Genomic DNA, 17699 nt, shown 5'->3' on the forward strand with positions numbered 1-17699 from the left:
GATAAAATAAAGTATTAAAATTCAAGGAAAATCAATGTTTGAAGTAGTCATAGGACTTGAAGTACATACTCAACTCAATACTAAAACAAAAATATTTTGCTCATGCGCAACTTCTTTTGGAGAAGCTCCAAATACAAATGTTTGTCCCACTTGTTTGGCTTTACCGGGTGCTTTGCCGGTTTTAAATGAAGAAGCGGTAAAAAAGGCCATCGCTTTTGGAAAAGCGGTAAATGCTACCATAAATAAAAAAAGTGTTTTTAATAGAAAAAATTATTTTTATCCTGATCTACCAAAAGCTTATCAAATTTCACAATTTGATATTCCTATAGTAGAAAAGGGTGAGCTTTTTATCAATATAAATGGTGAAAATAAACGCATAGGTATTACAAGAGCACATTTAGAAGAAGATGCGGGTAAAAATATCCATGAAAATAATTATTCTAAAGTAGATTTAAACCGCGCAGGAACTCCTTTGCTTGAAATTGTAAGCGAACCTGAACTTAGAAGTAGCGATGAAGCAGTAGCGTATCTTAAAAAGCTTCATTCTATCATACGCTTTTTAGATATCTCTGATGCAAATATGCAAGAGGGAAGTTTTAGATGCGATGCTAATGTAAGCATAAGACCGAAGGGCGATACCAAACTTTATACTAGAGTGGAGATTAAAAATCTTAATTCCTTCCGTTTTATCCAAAAAGCCATAGAATACGAAGTAAAAAGACAAAGCGAAGCATGGGAAGATGGTGTTTATGATAAAGAAGTCGTGCAAGAAACGAGACTTTTTGATACAATAAATTTGGTTACAAGAAGTATGCGCGGCAAGGAAGAAGCAGCAGAATATCGCTATTTTCCTGATCCTGATTTATTGCCTGTGCTGTTAAAAGATGAATTTTTAGATATTCAAATTCCTGAACTTCCTGATGAGAAAAAAATGCGTTATATAAATGAACTTGGCATTAAAGAAAGCGATGCGGAGGTGCTTATAGGATCGCTTGAATTGAGTCGTTTTTTTGAAAGTTTGATTGCTTTAAATTTAAATCCTAAGCTTTGTGTAAATTGGTTAAATACTGAACTTATGGGGCTTTTAAAAGGGGAATTAACGATAGAAAATTCTCCCGTAGACGCAATTAAACTCGGCGCTTTAATCAAACGCATAGAAGAGGGCGTTATCAGCGCAAAAGCGGCAAAGGATATTTTAGCCCATGTTTTTGAAAATCCAGATATGGATATTGATGAGACGATTGAAAAATTAGGGCTTAAGCAAGTTAGTGATGATTCAGCTATCGAAGCAGTAATTGAGCAAATTTTAAATGCAAATGCCGATAAGGTCGCAGAATATAAAAGTGGAAAAGATAAGCTTTTTGGTTTCTTTGTGGGGCAGACTATGAAAGAAGGTAAAGGGGCCTTTAATCCTAGCAAGGTCAATGAAATTTTAAAAGCAAAGCTGGGCTGATGAGCAAAATCGCAATCATCGGTGCAGGAAAATGGGGCAGTGCTTTATATAGTGCTTTGAGTATTAATAATACTTGTTTTATGACTTCTCGCACGCAGCGGGATTTGCCTTATTTTGTGAGCTTAGAGCAGGCCTTAGATTGTGAATATTTGGTTTTTGCTTTAAGCTCTCAAGGAATTCATTCTTGGCTTAAACAAAATTTTGTTAACAAGGGTCAAAAAATTCTTATTGCTTCTAAGGGTATAGATACTTCAACTTGTAAGTTTTTAGATGAAATTTTTAGCGAATTTGTAGATAGGGATAAACTTTGTGTTTTAAGCGGTCCTTCTTTTGCAGCCGAAGTAATGCAAAATCTTCCTTGTGCTTTAGTTGTGAGTGGGATAAAAGAAAAATTATGTAAAGAATTTGCAAGTTTTTTTCCAGATTTTATCAAAGTATATACAGATGATGATGTGCGCGGTGCTGAAATTTGTGGTGCTTATAAAAATGTTTTAGCTATTGCTAGCGGTATAAGCGATGGTTTAGGACTTGGAAATAACGCAAGAGCTTCTTTGATTTCTAGAGGTCTTATTGAAATGCATCGTTTTGGTAAATTTTTTGGAGCTAAGGAAGAAACTTTTTTAGGACTTGGGGGTGCAGGAGATTTATTTTTAACTGCAACCAGCGTGCTATCAAGAAATTATCGCGTAGGTTTGGCTTTGGCAAAAGAAAAAAAACTTGATGATATTTTACAGGAATTAGGCGAGGTAGCAGAGGGGGTAAAAACAGCCTATGCTATAGAAAAGATTTCAAAAGATAAAGCAATTTACACGCCTATTGTAAACGAAATAGTACAGATCTTGCAAGGAAAAAATGTCAAGCAAGCGGTACAAAATTTATTAAAAACAAAGGATAATCAGGAGTTTCAATGCTAATTAAAAATGCTAAAATTTATGGTGAAAATTTACAAGATCTTTTAATTAAAGATGGAAAGATAGTAAAAATAGGCGCAAATTTAGACGATAACGATGAAGTATTGGATGCTCAAGGAATGACTTTATTGCCATCCTTTGTGGATTTATGTGTAAATTTAAAAAATGATAAATTCTCCCTAAGCAACCTAGAACTTTTAGAAAAGGAGTGTTTAAGAGGAGGGGTTGGCGCTATAATCTTGCGTGATTGTATGGATTTTGATGAAGAAAGTTTTTCACTTTTTTTGCAAAATTTAAAATTTAGAAAAATACAAATTTTTCCTAGTGTTTGCACCTTAGATAAACAAGGCAAGCTTAAAAATTTAGCTACACTTTTAAATAAAGGCGCACATGCTCTAGAGCTTAAGAGTTCGTGTAATGCAAATATTTTGCGTGTAAGTATGCAATATGCTCTAATGAAAGAAAAAAGTATTTTTGTAAAATGTTATGATGAGAATTTTGATGACAATGGCGTGATGAATGATTGTGAAATGAGTTTTGAATTAGGCCTTGCGGGTATGAGTGCAGTAGCTGAAAGTAGTGAAGTGGCTAAGATTAAAGAAATAGCTAAATTTTATGGCGTTAAAGTGATTTTTGATTTGCTTAGTCTTAAGCGTTCTATAGAGCTTTTAGAGGACGAAAATCTAAAACTTATCAGCATACACCATCTAATCAAAGATGACAATGCATGCATTGGATTTAATACAGCAGCAAAACTCAATCCACCTTTAAGAAGCAAAGAAGATAAAGAAAGTTTGAAGCAGGCTTTAAAACAAGGAAAAATAGACTTTTTGAGCTCTTTGCATAGTGCAAAATCGATTTCCTTAAAAGATTTGGCTTTTGATGAAGCGGCTTTTGGAATTCATAGCATATGTGAATTTATGAGCCTTTGTTACACTTTTCTCATCAAAGAAGGCCTTTTAACTTGGAAAAATCTTTGCAAGGTAACAAGTCAAAATCCAAGCGAATTTTTGGGTTTAAATAGTGGAATAATAGAAGTTGGAAAGGAAGCAAATTTAGTTCTTTTTGATGAAAGCGAAGAAATTTCTGCTCCAAAAAGTTCACTTTATGCAAATGATAAACTTTTTGGAAAGGTTAAGCTTCACCTTATAAAAGGCGAAAATATAATTTCAAACTAAGCTTAAAGTCCTAAGCTTAGTTTAAATCCTAAAAATACAAGTGCTGCCATAATCCCAGCAGCCGGTAAAGTGATAATCCAAGCTAGTCCTATAGGTTTCATCATAATCCAATTTGCATTTTTATTATACACGCCAATACCTAAAACCGCACCGATTAAAATGTGCGTAGAGCTTACTGGAATTCCAAATTGTGTTGCTAAAAGTATTACTATACTTGCTCCAAGTTCCGCACTAAATCCTGTTGTAGGGCGTATGGAAGCTAGTTTAGAACCTACGGTGGTAATAACTTCTTTGCCTAAAAACCAAAGCCCTACAACCAAGGCAACTCCAAACATAGCTAGAGCGGCAAAAGGTACAGGAGAATTTGCATTGATAGTGCCATTTTTAAGAACATCTAAGATCGCAGCAAAAGGGCCAATAGCATTGGCTATATCATTAGCTCCATGAGAGAAAGCAAAACTAGAAGCGGTAAAAATTTGAAACCAAGCAAAAAGTCTATCGGTGGTTTTGTTTAATTCAGTTTTTTTAACAATCTTTACTATAGCAAAAGTTACAATATAGCTAATAGTTCCAATAATTCCTATAATCCAAAAATTTTGCAAAATATCTAAAGTACTAACATTGTTTAAGCCCTTAAATAAAAACATAGCAGTGATGATAGCAGCTCCAACGCAAGCGATAATAGGCATATGTGTTTTTAAAACAGAGTAGATATCTATACTTTTTTCTTTTTCTTTAAATTCTTTGATTTGATTTTTATAAAAGCTATTTTCTTGTCCTTCATCTTCTAAGGCTATAGCTGAGAGTTCTTTAATTTGTTCTTCCATACTTTTAGTTTTAAGATTTAAAAAATAATTTTCTTTAAATTTTTTTCTATCTTTTTTTAAATTTTTTAGTTCTTCGCTAAGTTTTTCTGATGGTTTGAGTATTTTTTTGTCTATATAGGAGTAGATAAGATAAGCTACAAGACCACCTAAGAGGGGTGAAATAACCCAAGATATAGCAATCCTTACTATTTCACTCCATTTAACCATGGATAAGGTTTGAGATCCATCAAATTTTAAAAGCCCCATCATAATACTAGCTCCAACTATACCGCCTATGATACTATGCGTAGTAGATACAGGTAAGCCTTTTTTTGTGGCGATAAAAATCCAAGCTCCAGAGCTTAAAAGTGCTGCTAGCATGATGGCAACAAAAAGCATAGGATCAAATTGTTCAGGAAATATAACTATTCCACTGCGTATCGTTTTAGTCACTTCAGCGCCTGCAAAAATGGCACCGCTGAGTTCAAAAACAGCTGCTATGATCAAAGCTTGTTTTATGGTTACAGTTTTAGCTCCCACGCTAGTACCAAAAGAATTTGCTACATCGTTTCCACCTATGTTAAACGCCATAAATATTCCAAAGATAGAAGCGAGTATAAAGAGTATGAGTTGGTGTTGGGAAATATAGCCAAATCCCCAAATGATAAATGCAATTACACTGATAGTAAAAATGATAAATGCGATAAGATTATCTTTTTGCATAAAATTAAGCCTTTTTTAGCTTGAATTATACCCTTATAATCCTGAATTTGCAAATTTTACAGCTCTTATCCTTTATAGCTAATTTTTATTTATTTTAATTTTTTATAATGAAAAATAAATAATGATTTTAGGAAAAGCGATGAAAAGTATTTTATATATACTTATGCTTTTTTTCTCTTTGCTAAATGCTGATGAGCTAGATAATGCCTTAAAAAATAATCAAAACCAATGGCAAAAATTTAATTATCAAGCTGCCAAAAAAGCGCCGACAATAAAGGAAGAAAATATTGATTTTAAAAGTGCTTTAAATGGTATATTATCCAATACATTGGAAAATAAAAATGGTATTGATAAAACCGATGGAAATTTAGATTTTCAAAATGAAAATGTGCAAATTAAAAATTTAAACTCGCTTTATGAGAGGGAGAATAATTCTTTGCTTTTTCAAAAAGAATTTTACGCTACACAAGATAGTTATAATTATTCAGGCGGATTGATTAATCGTTATGAAAAAGATGATTTTTTATTGGGTATAAATGGCTTCATCGATGGGCAAAAGGAACAAAAAGAAAGCAAAAGCTTTGGAGCTGAATTGGGTTATCATCAATTTATAAAAGCTTATAGCAATTATTATGTTCCAAATGAAGCGGATGAAAATTTACAATTCGGAATAAGCTTTGCTATCCCATCTTATAGTGCTTTTATCTTTGATATAAGTAAAGATAGTGAGAAAATAAATTATCAAGTATCGTATTCACCTTATAGCGTTTTGAGTTTAAAAATATTACGCCGCGATTTTAGTGCAAATGAAGCTATTGATGATACTGTTTTGCAGGTGGGTTTTAGTTTTAATTTTGATGAAAGTTTTATGAAGCAACTTAGAAAAAAAGATAATGCCTTGCAAGAAGTTAATCGTTATGACTTCTTGCAAAGAGTGCGTTAATGCATACCAGCATTATGGAATTTTTCTGGATTATCTAGGGCATAGCGGAATTTTTCCCAATCAATTTGCTTATCCCATATTGCTACGATTAAGGCTGCAACCGAATTTCCGCAAAGATTTCCAACCGCTCTCATTTCTGACATGAATTTATCAACACCTAAAAGAACTCCTATAGCAGCCACAGGTAAAACTTGTGCTAAGGTTGCATTTGCCTCAGAAATTTCCATATTGCCTAAAGCTGCTAGGGTACTTCCAAGAACAATAAATCCTGAACCTGTAACACCTACTGCACCTTTTGAAGCTATCATTAAGACTATTAAAATGCTTATTTCATGAGCTAAGCTTAAATTTACATTGAAAGCTTGAGCTAGGAAAATCAAACTCATGGCTAGGTATATATTAGTACAATCAAGATTAAAACTATATCCTGTTGGCAAAACAAGTCCGACGGTAGCCTTAGAAAGACCTGCTTTTTCAAGTTTTCTCATCAAAGGAGCAAGAGCAGACTCGCTAGAGCTTGTTGCAAATACTATAAGCACTTCTCTAGAAATAAAGCGCATAAATTTAAATATATTGACTTTTGCAAAATAACAAATCAAGCCTAAAATTCCAAAAATAAAAATAAGACAAGAAACAAGCATTACCAATAATAAATATGCAAGATTGATCAAAGAGCCTAAGCCGTATTGGGCTATAAGCACCGCCATAGCCGAAAAAGCAGCGACTGGACTAAAATACATGATGACTTGTAAAATTTTAAATACAAAGTTTTGAATTACCTCAAGAACTCTTTGGATAGCTTGTCTATCTTCTATTCTCATTAAAGAAATAATAAGAGCTGTAATAATAGCAATAACTAAAACTTGCATAGTTTTGCCTTCGGTAAAAGGAGTTATAATATCCCTTGGCATAGCATCTTGTAGAATGTGCATGATCTCTGAACTTGCACTTACCTCAGTTGTTTGAGAAATATATTTTTGTACACTTGCAGTATCAAGTTGTTTTGGATCAAGATTCATTCCGCGACCCGGTTGCATTATGTTCGCCATAAAAATACCTATAGCAAGTGCTAAGGTGCTTACAACTTCAAAATAAATAACTGCTTTAGCACCTATACTTCCAACTTTTTTAAGGCTTTCAAGGCTAATGATGCCTAAAACCAAGGTAACAAAAATAATAGGACCAATAAGAACTTTTAAGGCGCTTATGAAATAATCAACTCCAGGTTTACTCGCTATAGCTATTTCTTTGTTTACATAGCCAAGTATAATGCCTGCAATAATACCTACAATAACCCAAAAACCCAAACTTTTAAACATGCGTTTATATAATGGAGGTTTTCTTTCTGCAAAGGTTTGACTTAAAGTTTCCAAAATAACTCCTTATAATTCCACTTTTAGAGATTAAGCTAATTCTAAAAGTTTAGCAAAAAATAAATAGAACATAGTTTAAAAATAATTAAAATAAGTTTTTAGTAAAACTAATTTTTTAAATCGTGTTACTAAATTTCTCAATTATTATGATTTTATTTATCTTAAAATATCATAATTTATTTATTTATTTTTTATTATAAATGCTTTATAATATTTTGATAATTACTTTAAGAAAAAGGAATATAAAAAATTAAGATTATGGAAGAAATATTCTTAGCAAAAGATGCCCTTATTACATCTAAAACAGATCTTAAAGGAAATATTATTTATGCTAATAATGATTTTTTAAAATATGCAGGCTATGAAGTTGATGAACTCTTGTTAAAATCTCATAATATAGTCAGACATGAAGATATGCCTCGCACTGTTTTTAAATGCTTATGGGATTATATACAAAATGGTAAGGAAATTTTTGCTTTTGTAAAAAATAAAGCTAAAGACGGAAGGTATTATTGGGTTTTTGCTAATATAACGGCTTCTTTTGATAAACAAGGCAATATTATAAATTATTATTCAGTGCGACGTGCTCCTAACCGCAAGGCTTTGCCCATTATAGAAGAAATTTATAAAATCCTACTTGAAAAAGAAAAACAAGGCGGGATTAAAGCAGGACTTCAGACTCTAGATGATATAGTAAATTCACATAAAACTCATTATAATCATCTAATTTTTAATCTACAAAAAAATAACTAATTCAACTATACTTAATAATAAATAATATATAATTGCGAAATTTTTTAGGTAATATATATTACAAGGTGTGAATAAAATTCTTAAAATATAAAAACAAAAGGAAATGCAATATGAAAAATGCGTTTATATTGGCTATTTTTATGGGTTTTTTAGGTGTACTTGGGACTATATTTGTTCATGCTTATATTGGAGCAGTAATTTTTATTTTAATTATTGCTTTATTGGCTTATCTTCTGTTATATTATAAAGATGAGCAAATAATGATAGATAAATTACACAAGCTTTGTAAAGAATTAAAAGAAGGAAATTTTGATAATAGAATAGTGTATATTAAGACCAAAAGCAAGAAACTAGCTGAAATTGCAGATGATCTTAATAATACCATCGATGGTTTAGAGGCTTACTTAAGAGAAATCAACACTTCTATTTCTTGTTCGCAAAAGGGTGAATTTTATCGCAAGGCTTTACCTGAAGGCTTAAAAGGGATTTTTGCACGCAATATAGATTTTATTAACAAAGCCTTAGCAAATATAGAAGTTACTGCAAAATCTACATTTAAAAATGCATTATCAAGAACTTTAATGGATTTAAGTCTTGGCAATCAAAATAAAGATATGTCTCAAATTTCAGCTTCCTTAAACCAAGATATTAGCGCGATGAAACATGTTTATGATTCAGTTGATAGCATTACTCATGTAGCTACGGAGAATGGCTCTGAGGTTGATTCTTTGCAAAATGCTATGGCGTCTTTAATGGAAGTGGTAAATTCTAGCAAAGAAACAGTGCAAACCTTTGTTGCTAATTCGCAAAATATTACCTCTGTGGTGGAAGTTATACGCGATATAGCTGATCAAACTAATTTGCTTGCATTAAATGCTGCCATAGAAGCTGCTAGGGCAGGTGAGCATGGCCGTGGTTTTGCAGTTGTTGCAGATGAGGTTAGAAAATTAGCTGAAAGGACGCAAAGATCTACAAGTGAGATTTCTATTGCTATTCAAACCATGCAACAAGATTTTGTTAATATTCAAAGTGGTAGCGAACAAGTATTTAATATAGTTAGCGAATCTGAAGAAAGGATTAATAAATTCTCTGAAGCATTTAGGGGTCTAGAAGAAAATAGCTCGACATTGGGTAAAAATTTTGGAGCTTTTGCTAAAAGATTAATTTTATCTGTTGTTAAAATCGATCATATTTTATATAAATCAAATATTTATCTTAGTCTCAATGGAGCTCAAAAATTCAATCTTGCAAGTACAGATCCTATATCAAATCTTTGTTTAGATGAAAGAGCGAAAAATGTGATTAATGAACTTGTATCAGAATCTGATTTGGTTTTGGCTAAAGAATTTATTCAAGATAATGCTCAAAAGGCTATAAAAGAAGCAAATGTTGAATACATCGATCAAAAAGTGTATGATAATATTGTAAGTGATATTAAAGCGTTAGAACAAAAAAGTGCTGATATTTTAGATAAGTTAAAACTTTAAGGAAAAATAAATGGCAAAAGAAATTTTTTTACAAGAGGATAGCTTAATTACTTCAAAGACGGATTTACAAGGGAAAATAGTTTATGCAAATGATGATTTTTTAAAATACGCAGGTTATACTATGGCAGAGGTATTATATAAACCTCATAGCGTGGTTAGACATGAAGATATGCCTCGTACAGTGTTTAAATTTTTATGGGATTATATAAAAGAAGGTAAGGAAATTTTTGCCTATGTTAAAAATAAAACTAAAGACAATGGTTATTATTGGGTTTTTGCTAATGTAACACCTTCTATAGATGCAAATAATAATATTATTGGATATTATTCTGTGCGTCGTATGCCAAATAAAAAAGCGATAGATACTATAGAAAAACTTTATAGTGATTTGCTTAGGGCTGAAAAAGAAAGTATAAATAAGGGTGTAGAATTGCTGAATGATTTTTGCAAAAATGCTGGAAAAAGCTATAATGAATTGATTTTTTCTTTACAAGAATCCAAGTAAAAAAAGGCTTAAAGCGAGTTTGTTTTAAGCCTAGATATTATATAATCTTTCGCTTTAAATTAATTTTCTAGGGTAAATTATGTTTGATATTATTGTCATAGGTGGTGGCCATGCTGGAATTGAAGCAAGTGCTGCTTCCGCTAGAATGGGCAAAAAAACATTGCTTTTAACTACACTTATAGAGCAAATTGGTGCAGCGAGTTGTAATCCTGCAATAGGTGGACTTGCGAAGGGTCATCTCGTAAAAGAGATTGATGCTATGGGTGGTTTGATGGGTGAGATTACGGATATAGCGGGGATACAATTTCGCATTTTAAATGAAAGCAAGGGCGTTGCAGTACGAGGAAGTAGGGCACAAATTGATATGGATAAATACCGTATCGTTGCACGCAACAAGCTTTTAAAACTTAAGAATTTAGAAATTTCTCAAGAACAAGTATGCGAATTGATTTATGAAAATGATAGCGTTGTAGGAGTTAAAACCAACCTGCAAAATAGCTATAAAGCAAAGAAAGTAATCTTAACCACGGGTACTTTTTTAAATGGACTTATTCATATAGGTGAAAATAAGCTTACAGCGGGCAGAGTGGGCGAACTTGCTTCTGTGAAATTGGGTGAGAATTTACTGAGTACTAATTTAAAAATGGGTAGATTAAAAACAGGAACTTGCCCAAGGGTAGATGCTAAGAGTATTGATTTTGATGTATTAGAAATTCAATATGGTGATAAAAATCCTAAGGCTTTTAGCTTTAGAACAAAAAATTTTAATCCTAAACAACTTCCTTGTTATATTGCAAGGACAAATTTAAATACTCATGAGATTATTAAAAACAATTTTTACCGAGCACCGCTTTTTACAGGGCAAATTGAAGGAGTAGGCCCAAGATATTGTCCTTCTATTGAAGATAAGATTAATCGTTTTAGCGAGAAAGAAAGCCACCATCTTTTCATAGAGCCACAAACTATTGATGCAACAGAATATTATATCAATGGTTTTTCAACTTCTTTACCTTATGAAGTCCAAATTCAAATGTTGCGCTCGGTAAAAGGTTTTGAAGAGGCTAAAATTACACGCTTTGGTTATGCTATAGAATATGATTACATAGAACCAACAGAGCTTTATCATACTCTAGAAACTAAAAAGATTAAAAATCTTTATTGTGCAGGACAAATTAATGGTACTACAGGATATGAAGAAGCTGCAGCTCAAGGTTTTATGGCAGGAGTGAATGCTGTTTTAGCTTTGGACAATAAAGAACCTTTCATTTTGCGTAGAGATGAGGCTTATATCGGCGTTTTGATTGATGATCTAGTTATTAAAGGTACAAAAGAGCCTTATAGAATGTTTACTTCAAGGGCTGAATTTAGATTGCTTTTAAGGGAAGAAAATGCCATTGTAAGACTTGGAAAATATGGCAAAGAATTGGGGCTTTTAGAAGATGAGTCTTATCAGTTTATAGAAAATATTCGTTTAAATACTCAAAAAGGACTTGAACTGCTTCTTGAAAAAGAATTTACTCCAAATACTGAAAATAACACCTTTTTAGCAAGTATAGGAGAGGAAAAAATCACCTCCATAGTTAATTTGCAAAAAATTGTTGCAAGATCGAGTTTTGATATAGAAAAGCTAAAAAAATTAAATGTGATTTTTGAAAATATGGATGAGTATTCTTTAAGAGAAATTTTAAACGAGGCTAAATATTACCATTATATCGCTATGCAAAAATCGCAAGTTGAAAAAATGAAAAATTTAATTGATATGAAAATTCCAAGTGATTTTGATTTTACAAGTGTGAGTGGATTAAGCAATGAGGTTGTAGAAAAGCTACAAAAACATAAGCCTTTAACACTTTTTGCAGCGAGCGAGATCAGTGGGATCACCCCTGCAGCTTTAGATATCTTACAAATTTATATAAAAATGCAAAAGAAAAAAGCTTAATGCTTGCTAGCGTAATTTTCTTAATTACTCTAATTTTACTTTTTTGGCGCCCATGGAATTTGCCCCTATGGTTGATTGCTATTTTTGGGGCTTTATTTGCATTTATTTTTAAGCTGGTTAATTTAGAGGACGCTTTTTTTGTTTTTGATCTTGTTTGGGATAGTTCTTTAACTCTTGTGGGTTTGATTATACTTTCTTTTAGTTTGGAGGTTTTGGGATTTTTTAATTTTGTTGCTGTGAGAATTTTACGCCTTTCAAAAGTTAAAAATTTCCATACAATCCATACTAAAAAATTAATGCTTTTTATGCTTGTTTTTGTCTTTTGTCTTTCGGCTTTGTTTGGAAATGATGGGGCTATTTTGATTATTACTCCCATTGTACTTGCACTTTTTTCAACTCTTAAAAACTATAAAGAAAGTGCTATCTTAAGTGCATTTTTATTGAGTGTTTCTTTTTTATGTGATGCAAGTTCAAATGCTTTGATCATTTCAAATTTGACAAATATTATTACAGCTAATTATTTTGATCTTGACTTTTTGGAATTTGCCAAGACTATGTTTTTGCCTAATTTATTTGTGTTGTTTTCTACTATTATAATGGTATTTTTGATTTTTGCAAAAATATTACCTAAGGAGCTTGAAATCAATATCTTAACAAAAGATTGTATTTCGGTAAAACTTTTTGTTTTTTGTGTTGTTTATTTAATATTTTTTGTATCAAGTTTTTTTATAGGAGAATTTTATAGCTTAAATGTCAGCTTTTTTGCTATAAGCGGTGCTTTGATCTTTTGGTTTTTTGTTTGTTTTTTAAAGAAAAAGGAGGCATTAAAAATTATTAAAAATGTACCTTGGGGTATTTTTGCTTTTAGTTTTGGACTCTATATGGTAGTTTTTGCCTTGCATAAGGTTGGAATTAGTAATATTTTAATTTCTATCTATGATGTTTTAGCTCAAAATAAAATTACTGCCATTTTTGGAACAGGGTTTATCTCGGCTTTTCTTTCTTCTATATTCAATAATCTACCTATGACTTTGATTGGTGATTTAGCCTTGAAAAATTTTCCTCAAAGTATGGTTTATGCACACCTTTTAGGAGTCAATATAGGACCAAAACTTACTCCCATAGGCTCTTTAGCTACTTTACTTTGGCTGGGACTTTTGACAAAAAAAGGTGTAGAAATTTCTTTTTGGAAGTATTGTAAATTTGGTTTTTTAATCACTTTTCCAGTGCTCATTTGTTCGCTTTTTGCACTTGTTTTGCAATATTAAAATAAAACTTAGTAAACAAAGAAAAAATTTATTTTATTTTAGATACACTAATGATTTGGTTAAAATAAAAAACGAAAGGACGAAGTTATGGCTACATCTGAAAGTAGACGAAGCTTTATGGGTTTTGCATTTGGAACAGTAGCTGCTGTAGGTGGTGTTTTTTCACTCGTTGCAGTGAAAAAAACTTGGGATCCGCTTCCAAGTGTTAAAGCTGCGGGTTTTACTACAGTAGATTTATCGGGAATGCAAGATGGAGAGCTTAGAACTATAGAATGGCGTAAAAAGCCTATTTTTATCTTAAAAAAAGATCCAAATATGGAAAAGGATACAAAGCGAGATGTTGTGGTAGATAATGCTGCATATACTGTTGTTATAGGACTTTGTACTCATTTGGGTTGTATTCCTGCTTATCACGCAAGTGAGCAACTTTTTAAATGTGCCTGTCATGGTGGTGAATTTGATACAAGTGGAAAAAATACCTTTGGGCCTCCTCCAAGACCTCTTGATATACCTCCTTTTAAAATAGATGGAACCAAACTTGTTCTAGGTGAAGAAGGTCCAGAATACAAAAAAATGACGGAGGAAGCTTAATATGGCGCATATTAGAAAGGCTAATGGGCTAGTGGATTGGCTTGATCAAAGACTAGCAGTACATAAATTACTTGATGTTTTAATGGTAAAATATTGGATTCCAAAGCAAATCAATTTTCTTTGGGCAATGGGAGTTATTTTAACTACTCTTTTTACTGTGCTTTTTATTACAGGGCTTTTGCTTGTTATGTATTATAAGCCTGATACTGCTCTTGCTTTTGATAGTGTAAATAAAACTATCATGCAGGAAGTGGAATATGGTTGGCTTTGGCGTCATATGCACGGTGTTGCCGCTTCGGTTATCTTCTTAATTATCTATATTCATATGCTAACAGGAATTTATTATGGTTCTTATAAGCGTGGTAGAGAGATGATTTGGGTAAGCGGTATGCTACTTTTTGTAGTATTCTCTGCTGAAGCTTTTAGTGGATACATGCTTCCTTGGGGACAAATGAGTTATTGGGCAGCTCAAGTTATTACTAATCTTTTTGGTGGAATTCCACTTATTGGACCTGAGCTTGTTATTTGGATTCGTGGTGATTATGCAGTTTCTGATCCAACTTTGACAAGATTTTTTATGCTTCATGTATGTTTACTTCCTATAGTAATCATTGCTATCATAGCATTTCACTTTTATTCCTTAAGAATTCCTCATGTAAATAATGAAATCGCTGAAGAATTAGACTTTGATTTAGAAGCTGAAAAATATATGGCAGGCGATACAAAAGGTTCTAAAGTAATTCCTTTTTGGCCAGGATTTTTATCTAAAGACTTCATGTATATTTGTCTTTTTATGATTTTCTTTTTCTATTTGGTATGCTTTAAGTTTGGTTTTGCAATGGATCCTATCAACTTTGATCCAGCTAATGCACTTAAAACTCCAGCACATATTTATCCTGAGTGGTATTTCTTGTGGAGTTATGAAGTTTTAAGAGGATTTTTCTTTGATATTGCAGGTATTAAAGCTTTTGATATAGGTTTGGCTGCTTTTGGTATTGCACAAGTTATTTTCTTCTTACTTCCTTGGCTTGATAGAAGTGATGTGGTTAAACCTGCTCACGAACGACCTTTATTTTTTATTTGGTTTTGGGTATTGCTTATAGATCTCATCGTTTTAACTATTTATGGAAAATTACCTCCAACAGGTGTAAATGCTTGGGTTGGTTTTTATGCTTCTATAATATTTTTACTTTTATTTATAGTCGTTTTACCTGTAATAACTATCATGGAAAGAAAAGGAGCTAAGTAATGAGAGAACTAAAAATATTTTTAGTAGTAGTGGTTTTTACTGCTCTTGTTTATTGGGGAGTTGAGCCTTATGCGCACTCTGTAATGAAACCCCATGTTGCTCCTGCTAATTTTGATTATGCAGCAGAAGATACAGCTTATGCTAAAGGTATCATAGCAGAAAAAGAAATAGCTTTAGAAGATGCGAAAAAATCAAATGATGCAAAAAGAATAGAAAGTGCTCAAAAAGATCTAGATAAGGCTAAAGAAAATTTAGCTAAAGTAGAAGAGCTTTGGGCAGATGTTGCAAAAATTGATTTTACTAAAGGAAACGCCGCAAAAGGCAAGGAGTTCTTTAATAATAATTGTTTTGCATGTCATGGCGTTAAAGAAGATGATATAGCAGCAAATATTACAGATTCTTCTTTGGGTGTAATCCCACCTGATCTTAGTTCAGCAGGTGTTATTTTTGATGAGAAATTTTTAGCCGCTTTGATCATGAATCCTGCTCTTGCTTTAAAAGTAGATCATAAATTTGGCGATGCTTTTATCATGACTGCTTACAATAGTGAAACTTCAGGAGATAGTGAAGAGCTTGTAAATGCAAATATAGCTGATGTTATTGCTTATTTAAAAGAAGTAGGTGTTAAATTTGAAGCTAAAGAAAATGCTACAATTAAACAAGAGGCAGAGCTTAAATACTCAAAAATTGAAGATGCTAATGAGAAATCAGCTTTGGTTGAAAAAGAAATTGCTTTTGCTAAAGATAAAAGTACTTTTATAGAAGCTTGCGGTCGTTGCCATGATGTTAAGTATGATAATTTCTTTACCCCATCTAATCATAATGACTTGGCAAATTATTTAGGTTCAGTTCCACCTGATCTTTCTATGATGATTAGATCTCGCGGAGAGCAATACTTGCATGATTTTATCAATAATACTCAAAAACTTCTTCCAGGAACTGCTATGCCAAGAGTAGGTCTAACAGAAGATGCACAAGCTAAAGTTGTTTCTTATCTTGAAAAAGTGGGTGATAGCAAAAAAGAAGAAAGAGAAAGCATAGGAATTTATGTAATGATATTCTTTGTAATTCTAAGTATTTTTGCTATAGGCTGGAAGCGTTCTGTTTGGTCTAAACTACATTAATATTATAAAATTTTTGCCACTATTTTATATCTGTGGCAAAAATTCTATCTTTTCTTCGATTTTATTAAATTTTAAACCTAATTAAGAGATACTATCAAATAATAATTTTTATTAATTGGAGTATATCATGCTTGAAAAACAAATGATTAAATTTATTCTTTCAAAATGGAATTATGGAAATTTTAGAATTGTATTTTGGGATCAAGAAGAATTTCATGTGGGTAATCAGCCTGCTAAATTTTCTTTAATTTTCAAAGAAAAAATACCTTTTTTAAAATTATTTAGTGATACGAGTTTAGTTTTTGCAAAACACTATATGGAGTCTAAACTAGAAATTGAAGGTGATTATGATGAAATAGCTAAAGTTTTGTATTATTTTTCAAATAAGCGTTTTTTAAAAAATACAGAGGATATCTTGAGTAAAATAGCCCAAAAACAGGAAAGTAAAAATATCAAAAGTCATTATGATATAGGTAATGATTTTTATAAACTTTGGCTTGATGATACAATGAGTTATTCTTGTGCTTATTTTAAGACTTCTAGCGATACTCTTTATGAAGCTCAAATCAATAAAATAGAGCATACCCTTAAAAAGCTTGATTTAAAACCCAATGAAAAGCTTTTAGATATAGGTTGTGGTTGGGGTTGGCTTTCTATTATAGCGGCACAAAAATATGGAGTTAAGGTTGTTGGAATTACTATTTCAGAAGAACAATGCAAGAAAGCCCAAGAAAGAGTAAAAGAGCTTAAGCTTGAGGATAGAGTAGAGATAAGACTTCAAAACTATCAAGATTTGGAATTTGAGGATTATTTTGATAAAGTTGTTTCAGTGGGAATGTTTGAACATGTAGGCAAAGAAAATTTAGGACTTTATTTTATGAAAGCAAAACAAGTATTAAAACCAGGAGGTTCTATGCTTTTGCATTCAATTTTGGCAATGTTTGAAGGAAAAACTAATGCTTGGATAGATAAATATATTTTTCCAGGAGGCTATTTGCCATCATTAAGAGAGGTTGTAAGTGCTATGAGCGAATGGGATTTTCACCTTCTTTTAGCAGAAAGCTTGAGAATACACTATGCAAAAACTTTAGATATGTGGAGTAATAATTTTAATCAAGTATTACCTCAAGTAAGAAAAAAATATGATGAAGAATTTATAAGAATGTGGGATTTATATCTTCGCTCTTGTGCTTCTGCGTTTCGCGTTGGAAGTGTAGATTTGTTTCAATTTTTAATTACAAAAGAAATCAATAATAATCTTAGTCTTACTAAAGAGTATATTTATAAGTAAATACTAAACTTAAATTTGATAAAATCTTAGCTTCATTTCGCACGCATCAATCCTTTTTAGCTTGTATAAATTAAGGGATGCGGAGGAATAAAGCTAAATTATAAG

At 31.8% G+C, this 17699-nt stretch carries 15 protein-coding genes; 13 read left to right on the top strand and 2 right to left on the bottom strand.

The window, feature by feature from the left end; all coding sequences use genetic code 11:
• The first annotated feature begins 34 nt into the window (after nucleotides 1–34).
• The 3 genes from gatB to AAID94_03000 are packed head-to-tail and all read left to right on the top strand — an operon-like array spanning nucleotide 35 to nucleotide 3542.
• Nucleotides 35–1453: an Asp-tRNA(Asn)/Glu-tRNA(Gln) amidotransferase subunit GatB gene (gatB, locus tag AAID94_02990; GenBank protein XAK24497.1), complete on the top strand. Its 1419-nt coding sequence runs from the start codon at nucleotides 35–37 to the stop codon at nucleotides 1451–1453.
• On the top strand, nucleotides 1453–2367 hold the full coding sequence (locus tag AAID94_02995) for an NAD(P)H-dependent glycerol-3-phosphate dehydrogenase (GenBank protein ID XAK24498.1): 915 nt from the start codon (nucleotides 1453–1455) through the stop codon (nucleotides 2365–2367). Before gatB ends, AAID94_02995 begins: the two co-directional genes overlap by 1 nt.
• Complete coding sequence (locus tag AAID94_03000; protein XAK24499.1) at nucleotides 2361–3542, top strand: metal-dependent hydrolase; 1182 nt, start codon at nucleotides 2361–2363, stop codon at nucleotides 3540–3542. The genes AAID94_02995 and AAID94_03000 overlap by 7 nt, the downstream gene beginning before the upstream one ends.
• Before the next feature lie 2 nt (nucleotides 3543–3544).
• Here AAID94_03000 and AAID94_03005 read toward each other — a convergent pair whose 3' ends face one another.
• A complete protein-coding gene (locus tag AAID94_03005) occupies nucleotides 3545–5071 on the bottom strand; it encodes an inorganic phosphate transporter (GenBank protein ID XAK24500.1) in 1527 nt (508 codons plus the stop codon).
• Between the two features lie 139 nt (nucleotides 5072–5210).
• Here AAID94_03005 and AAID94_03010 point away from each other — a divergent pair, with 139 nt between their 5' ends.
• Entirely contained in the window at nucleotides 5211–6014 is an 804-nt protein-coding gene (locus tag AAID94_03010; GenBank protein ID XAK24501.1) for an inverse autotransporter beta domain-containing protein, read from the top strand.
• Here the strand turns inward: AAID94_03010 and AAID94_03015 are convergent.
• A complete protein-coding gene (locus AAID94_03015; GenBank protein XAK24502.1) occupies nucleotides 6011–7387 on the bottom strand; it encodes a cation:dicarboxylase symporter family transporter in 1377 nt (458 codons plus the stop codon). The two genes, AAID94_03010 and AAID94_03015, sit on opposite strands and share 4 nt — an antisense overlap.
• A 258-nt stretch (nucleotides 7388–7645) precedes the next feature.
• Here AAID94_03015 and AAID94_03020 point away from each other — a divergent pair, with 258 nt between their 5' ends.
• From AAID94_03020 to AAID94_03060, 9 genes are all read left to right on the top strand, one after another.
• Nucleotides 7646–8140, top strand: a complete 495-nt coding sequence (locus tag AAID94_03020; GenBank protein XAK24503.1) for a PAS domain-containing protein — start codon at nucleotides 7646–7648, stop codon at nucleotides 8138–8140.
• 110 nt (nucleotides 8141–8250) lie between these two features.
• Nucleotides 8251–9627 carry a methyl-accepting chemotaxis protein gene (locus AAID94_03025; protein ID XAK24504.1) on the top strand — a complete coding sequence of 459 codons (1377 nt, stop codon included), beginning with the start codon at nucleotides 8251–8253 and terminating at the stop codon, nucleotides 9625–9627.
• 10 nt (nucleotides 9628–9637) lie between these two features.
• On the top strand, nucleotides 9638–10132 hold the full coding sequence (locus AAID94_03030) for a PAS domain-containing protein (GenBank protein ID XAK24505.1): 495 nt from the start codon (nucleotides 9638–9640) through the stop codon (nucleotides 10130–10132).
• A gap of 79 nt (nucleotides 10133–10211) precedes the next feature.
• Complete coding sequence (gene mnmG, locus AAID94_03035; protein XAK24506.1) at nucleotides 10212–12071, top strand: tRNA uridine-5-carboxymethylaminomethyl(34) synthesis enzyme MnmG; 1860 nt, start codon at nucleotides 10212–10214, stop codon at nucleotides 12069–12071.
• Entirely contained in the window at nucleotides 12071–13339 is a 1269-nt protein-coding gene (locus AAID94_03040; protein XAK24507.1) for an arsenic transporter, read from the top strand. The genes mnmG and AAID94_03040 overlap by 1 nt, the downstream gene beginning before the upstream one ends.
• Nucleotides 13340–13426: 87 nt before the next feature.
• Nucleotides 13427–13930 (top strand): ubiquinol-cytochrome c reductase iron-sulfur subunit, encoded by a 504-nt coding sequence (gene petA, locus AAID94_03045; protein ID XAK24508.1) that lies wholly within the window; start codon nucleotides 13427–13429, stop codon nucleotides 13928–13930.
• A 1-nt stretch (nucleotide 13931) separates the two neighbouring features.
• Nucleotides 13932–15179, top strand: a complete 1248-nt coding sequence (locus AAID94_03050) for a cytochrome bc complex cytochrome b subunit (GenBank protein ID XAK24509.1) — start codon at nucleotides 13932–13934, stop codon at nucleotides 15177–15179.
• A complete protein-coding gene (locus AAID94_03055; protein XAK24510.1) occupies nucleotides 15179–16303 on the top strand; it encodes a c-type cytochrome in 1125 nt (374 codons plus the stop codon). The genes AAID94_03050 and AAID94_03055 overlap by 1 nt, the downstream gene beginning before the upstream one ends.
• 127 nt (nucleotides 16304–16430) lie before the next feature.
• The gene (locus AAID94_03060) at nucleotides 16431–17594 is read left to right on the top strand and encodes a cyclopropane-fatty-acyl-phospholipid synthase family protein (protein ID XAK24511.1); all 1164 of its coding nucleotides are present in this window, start codon (nucleotides 16431–16433) and stop codon (nucleotides 17592–17594) included.
• The last annotated feature ends 105 nt before the right edge of the window (nucleotides 17595–17699 follow it).

Source organism: Campylobacter coli (assembly GCA_039516895.1).
GTDB lineage: Bacteria > Campylobacterota > Campylobacteria > Campylobacterales > Campylobacteraceae > Campylobacter_D > Campylobacter_D coli_B.

Excerpts from the sequence above, each read along its gene's own strand:
- AAID94_03060 (XAK24511.1), top strand. The coding sequence starts at position 16,431 with ATGCTTGAAAAACAAATGATTAAATTTATTCTTTCAAAATGGAATTAT.
- gatB (XAK24497.1), top strand. The coding sequence starts at position 35 with ATGTTTGAAGTAGTCATAGGACTTGAAGTACATACTCAACTCAATACT.
- AAID94_03000 (XAK24499.1), top strand. The coding sequence starts at position 2,361 with ATGCTAATTAAAAATGCTAAAATTTATGGTGAAAATTTACAAGATCTT.
- AAID94_03010 (XAK24501.1), top strand. The coding sequence starts at position 5,211 with ATGAAAAGTATTTTATATATACTTATGCTTTTTTTCTCTTTGCTAAAT.
- petA (XAK24508.1), top strand. The coding sequence starts at position 13,427 with ATGGCTACATCTGAAAGTAGACGAAGCTTTATGGGTTTTGCATTTGGA.
- AAID94_03055 (XAK24510.1), top strand. The coding sequence starts at position 15,179 with ATGAGAGAACTAAAAATATTTTTAGTAGTAGTGGTTTTTACTGCTCTT.
- AAID94_03030 (XAK24505.1), top strand. The coding sequence starts at position 9,638 with ATGGCAAAAGAAATTTTTTTACAAGAGGATAGCTTAATTACTTCAAAG.
- AAID94_03025 (XAK24504.1), top strand. The coding sequence starts at position 8,251 with ATGAAAAATGCGTTTATATTGGCTATTTTTATGGGTTTTTTAGGTGTA.
- AAID94_03040 (XAK24507.1), top strand. The coding sequence starts at position 12,071 with ATGCTTGCTAGCGTAATTTTCTTAATTACTCTAATTTTACTTTTTTGG.
- AAID94_03020 (XAK24503.1), top strand. The coding sequence starts at position 7,646 with ATGGAAGAAATATTCTTAGCAAAAGATGCCCTTATTACATCTAAAACA.
- AAID94_02995 (XAK24498.1), top strand. The coding sequence starts at position 1,453 with ATGAGCAAAATCGCAATCATCGGTGCAGGAAAATGGGGCAGTGCTTTA.
- AAID94_03050 (XAK24509.1), top strand. The coding sequence starts at position 13,932 with ATGGCGCATATTAGAAAGGCTAATGGGCTAGTGGATTGGCTTGATCAA.
- mnmG (XAK24506.1), top strand. The coding sequence starts at position 10,212 with ATGTTTGATATTATTGTCATAGGTGGTGGCCATGCTGGAATTGAAGCA.
- AAID94_03005 (XAK24500.1), bottom strand. The coding sequence starts at position 5,071 with ATGCAAAAAGATAATCTTATCGCATTTATCATTTTTACTATCAGTGTA.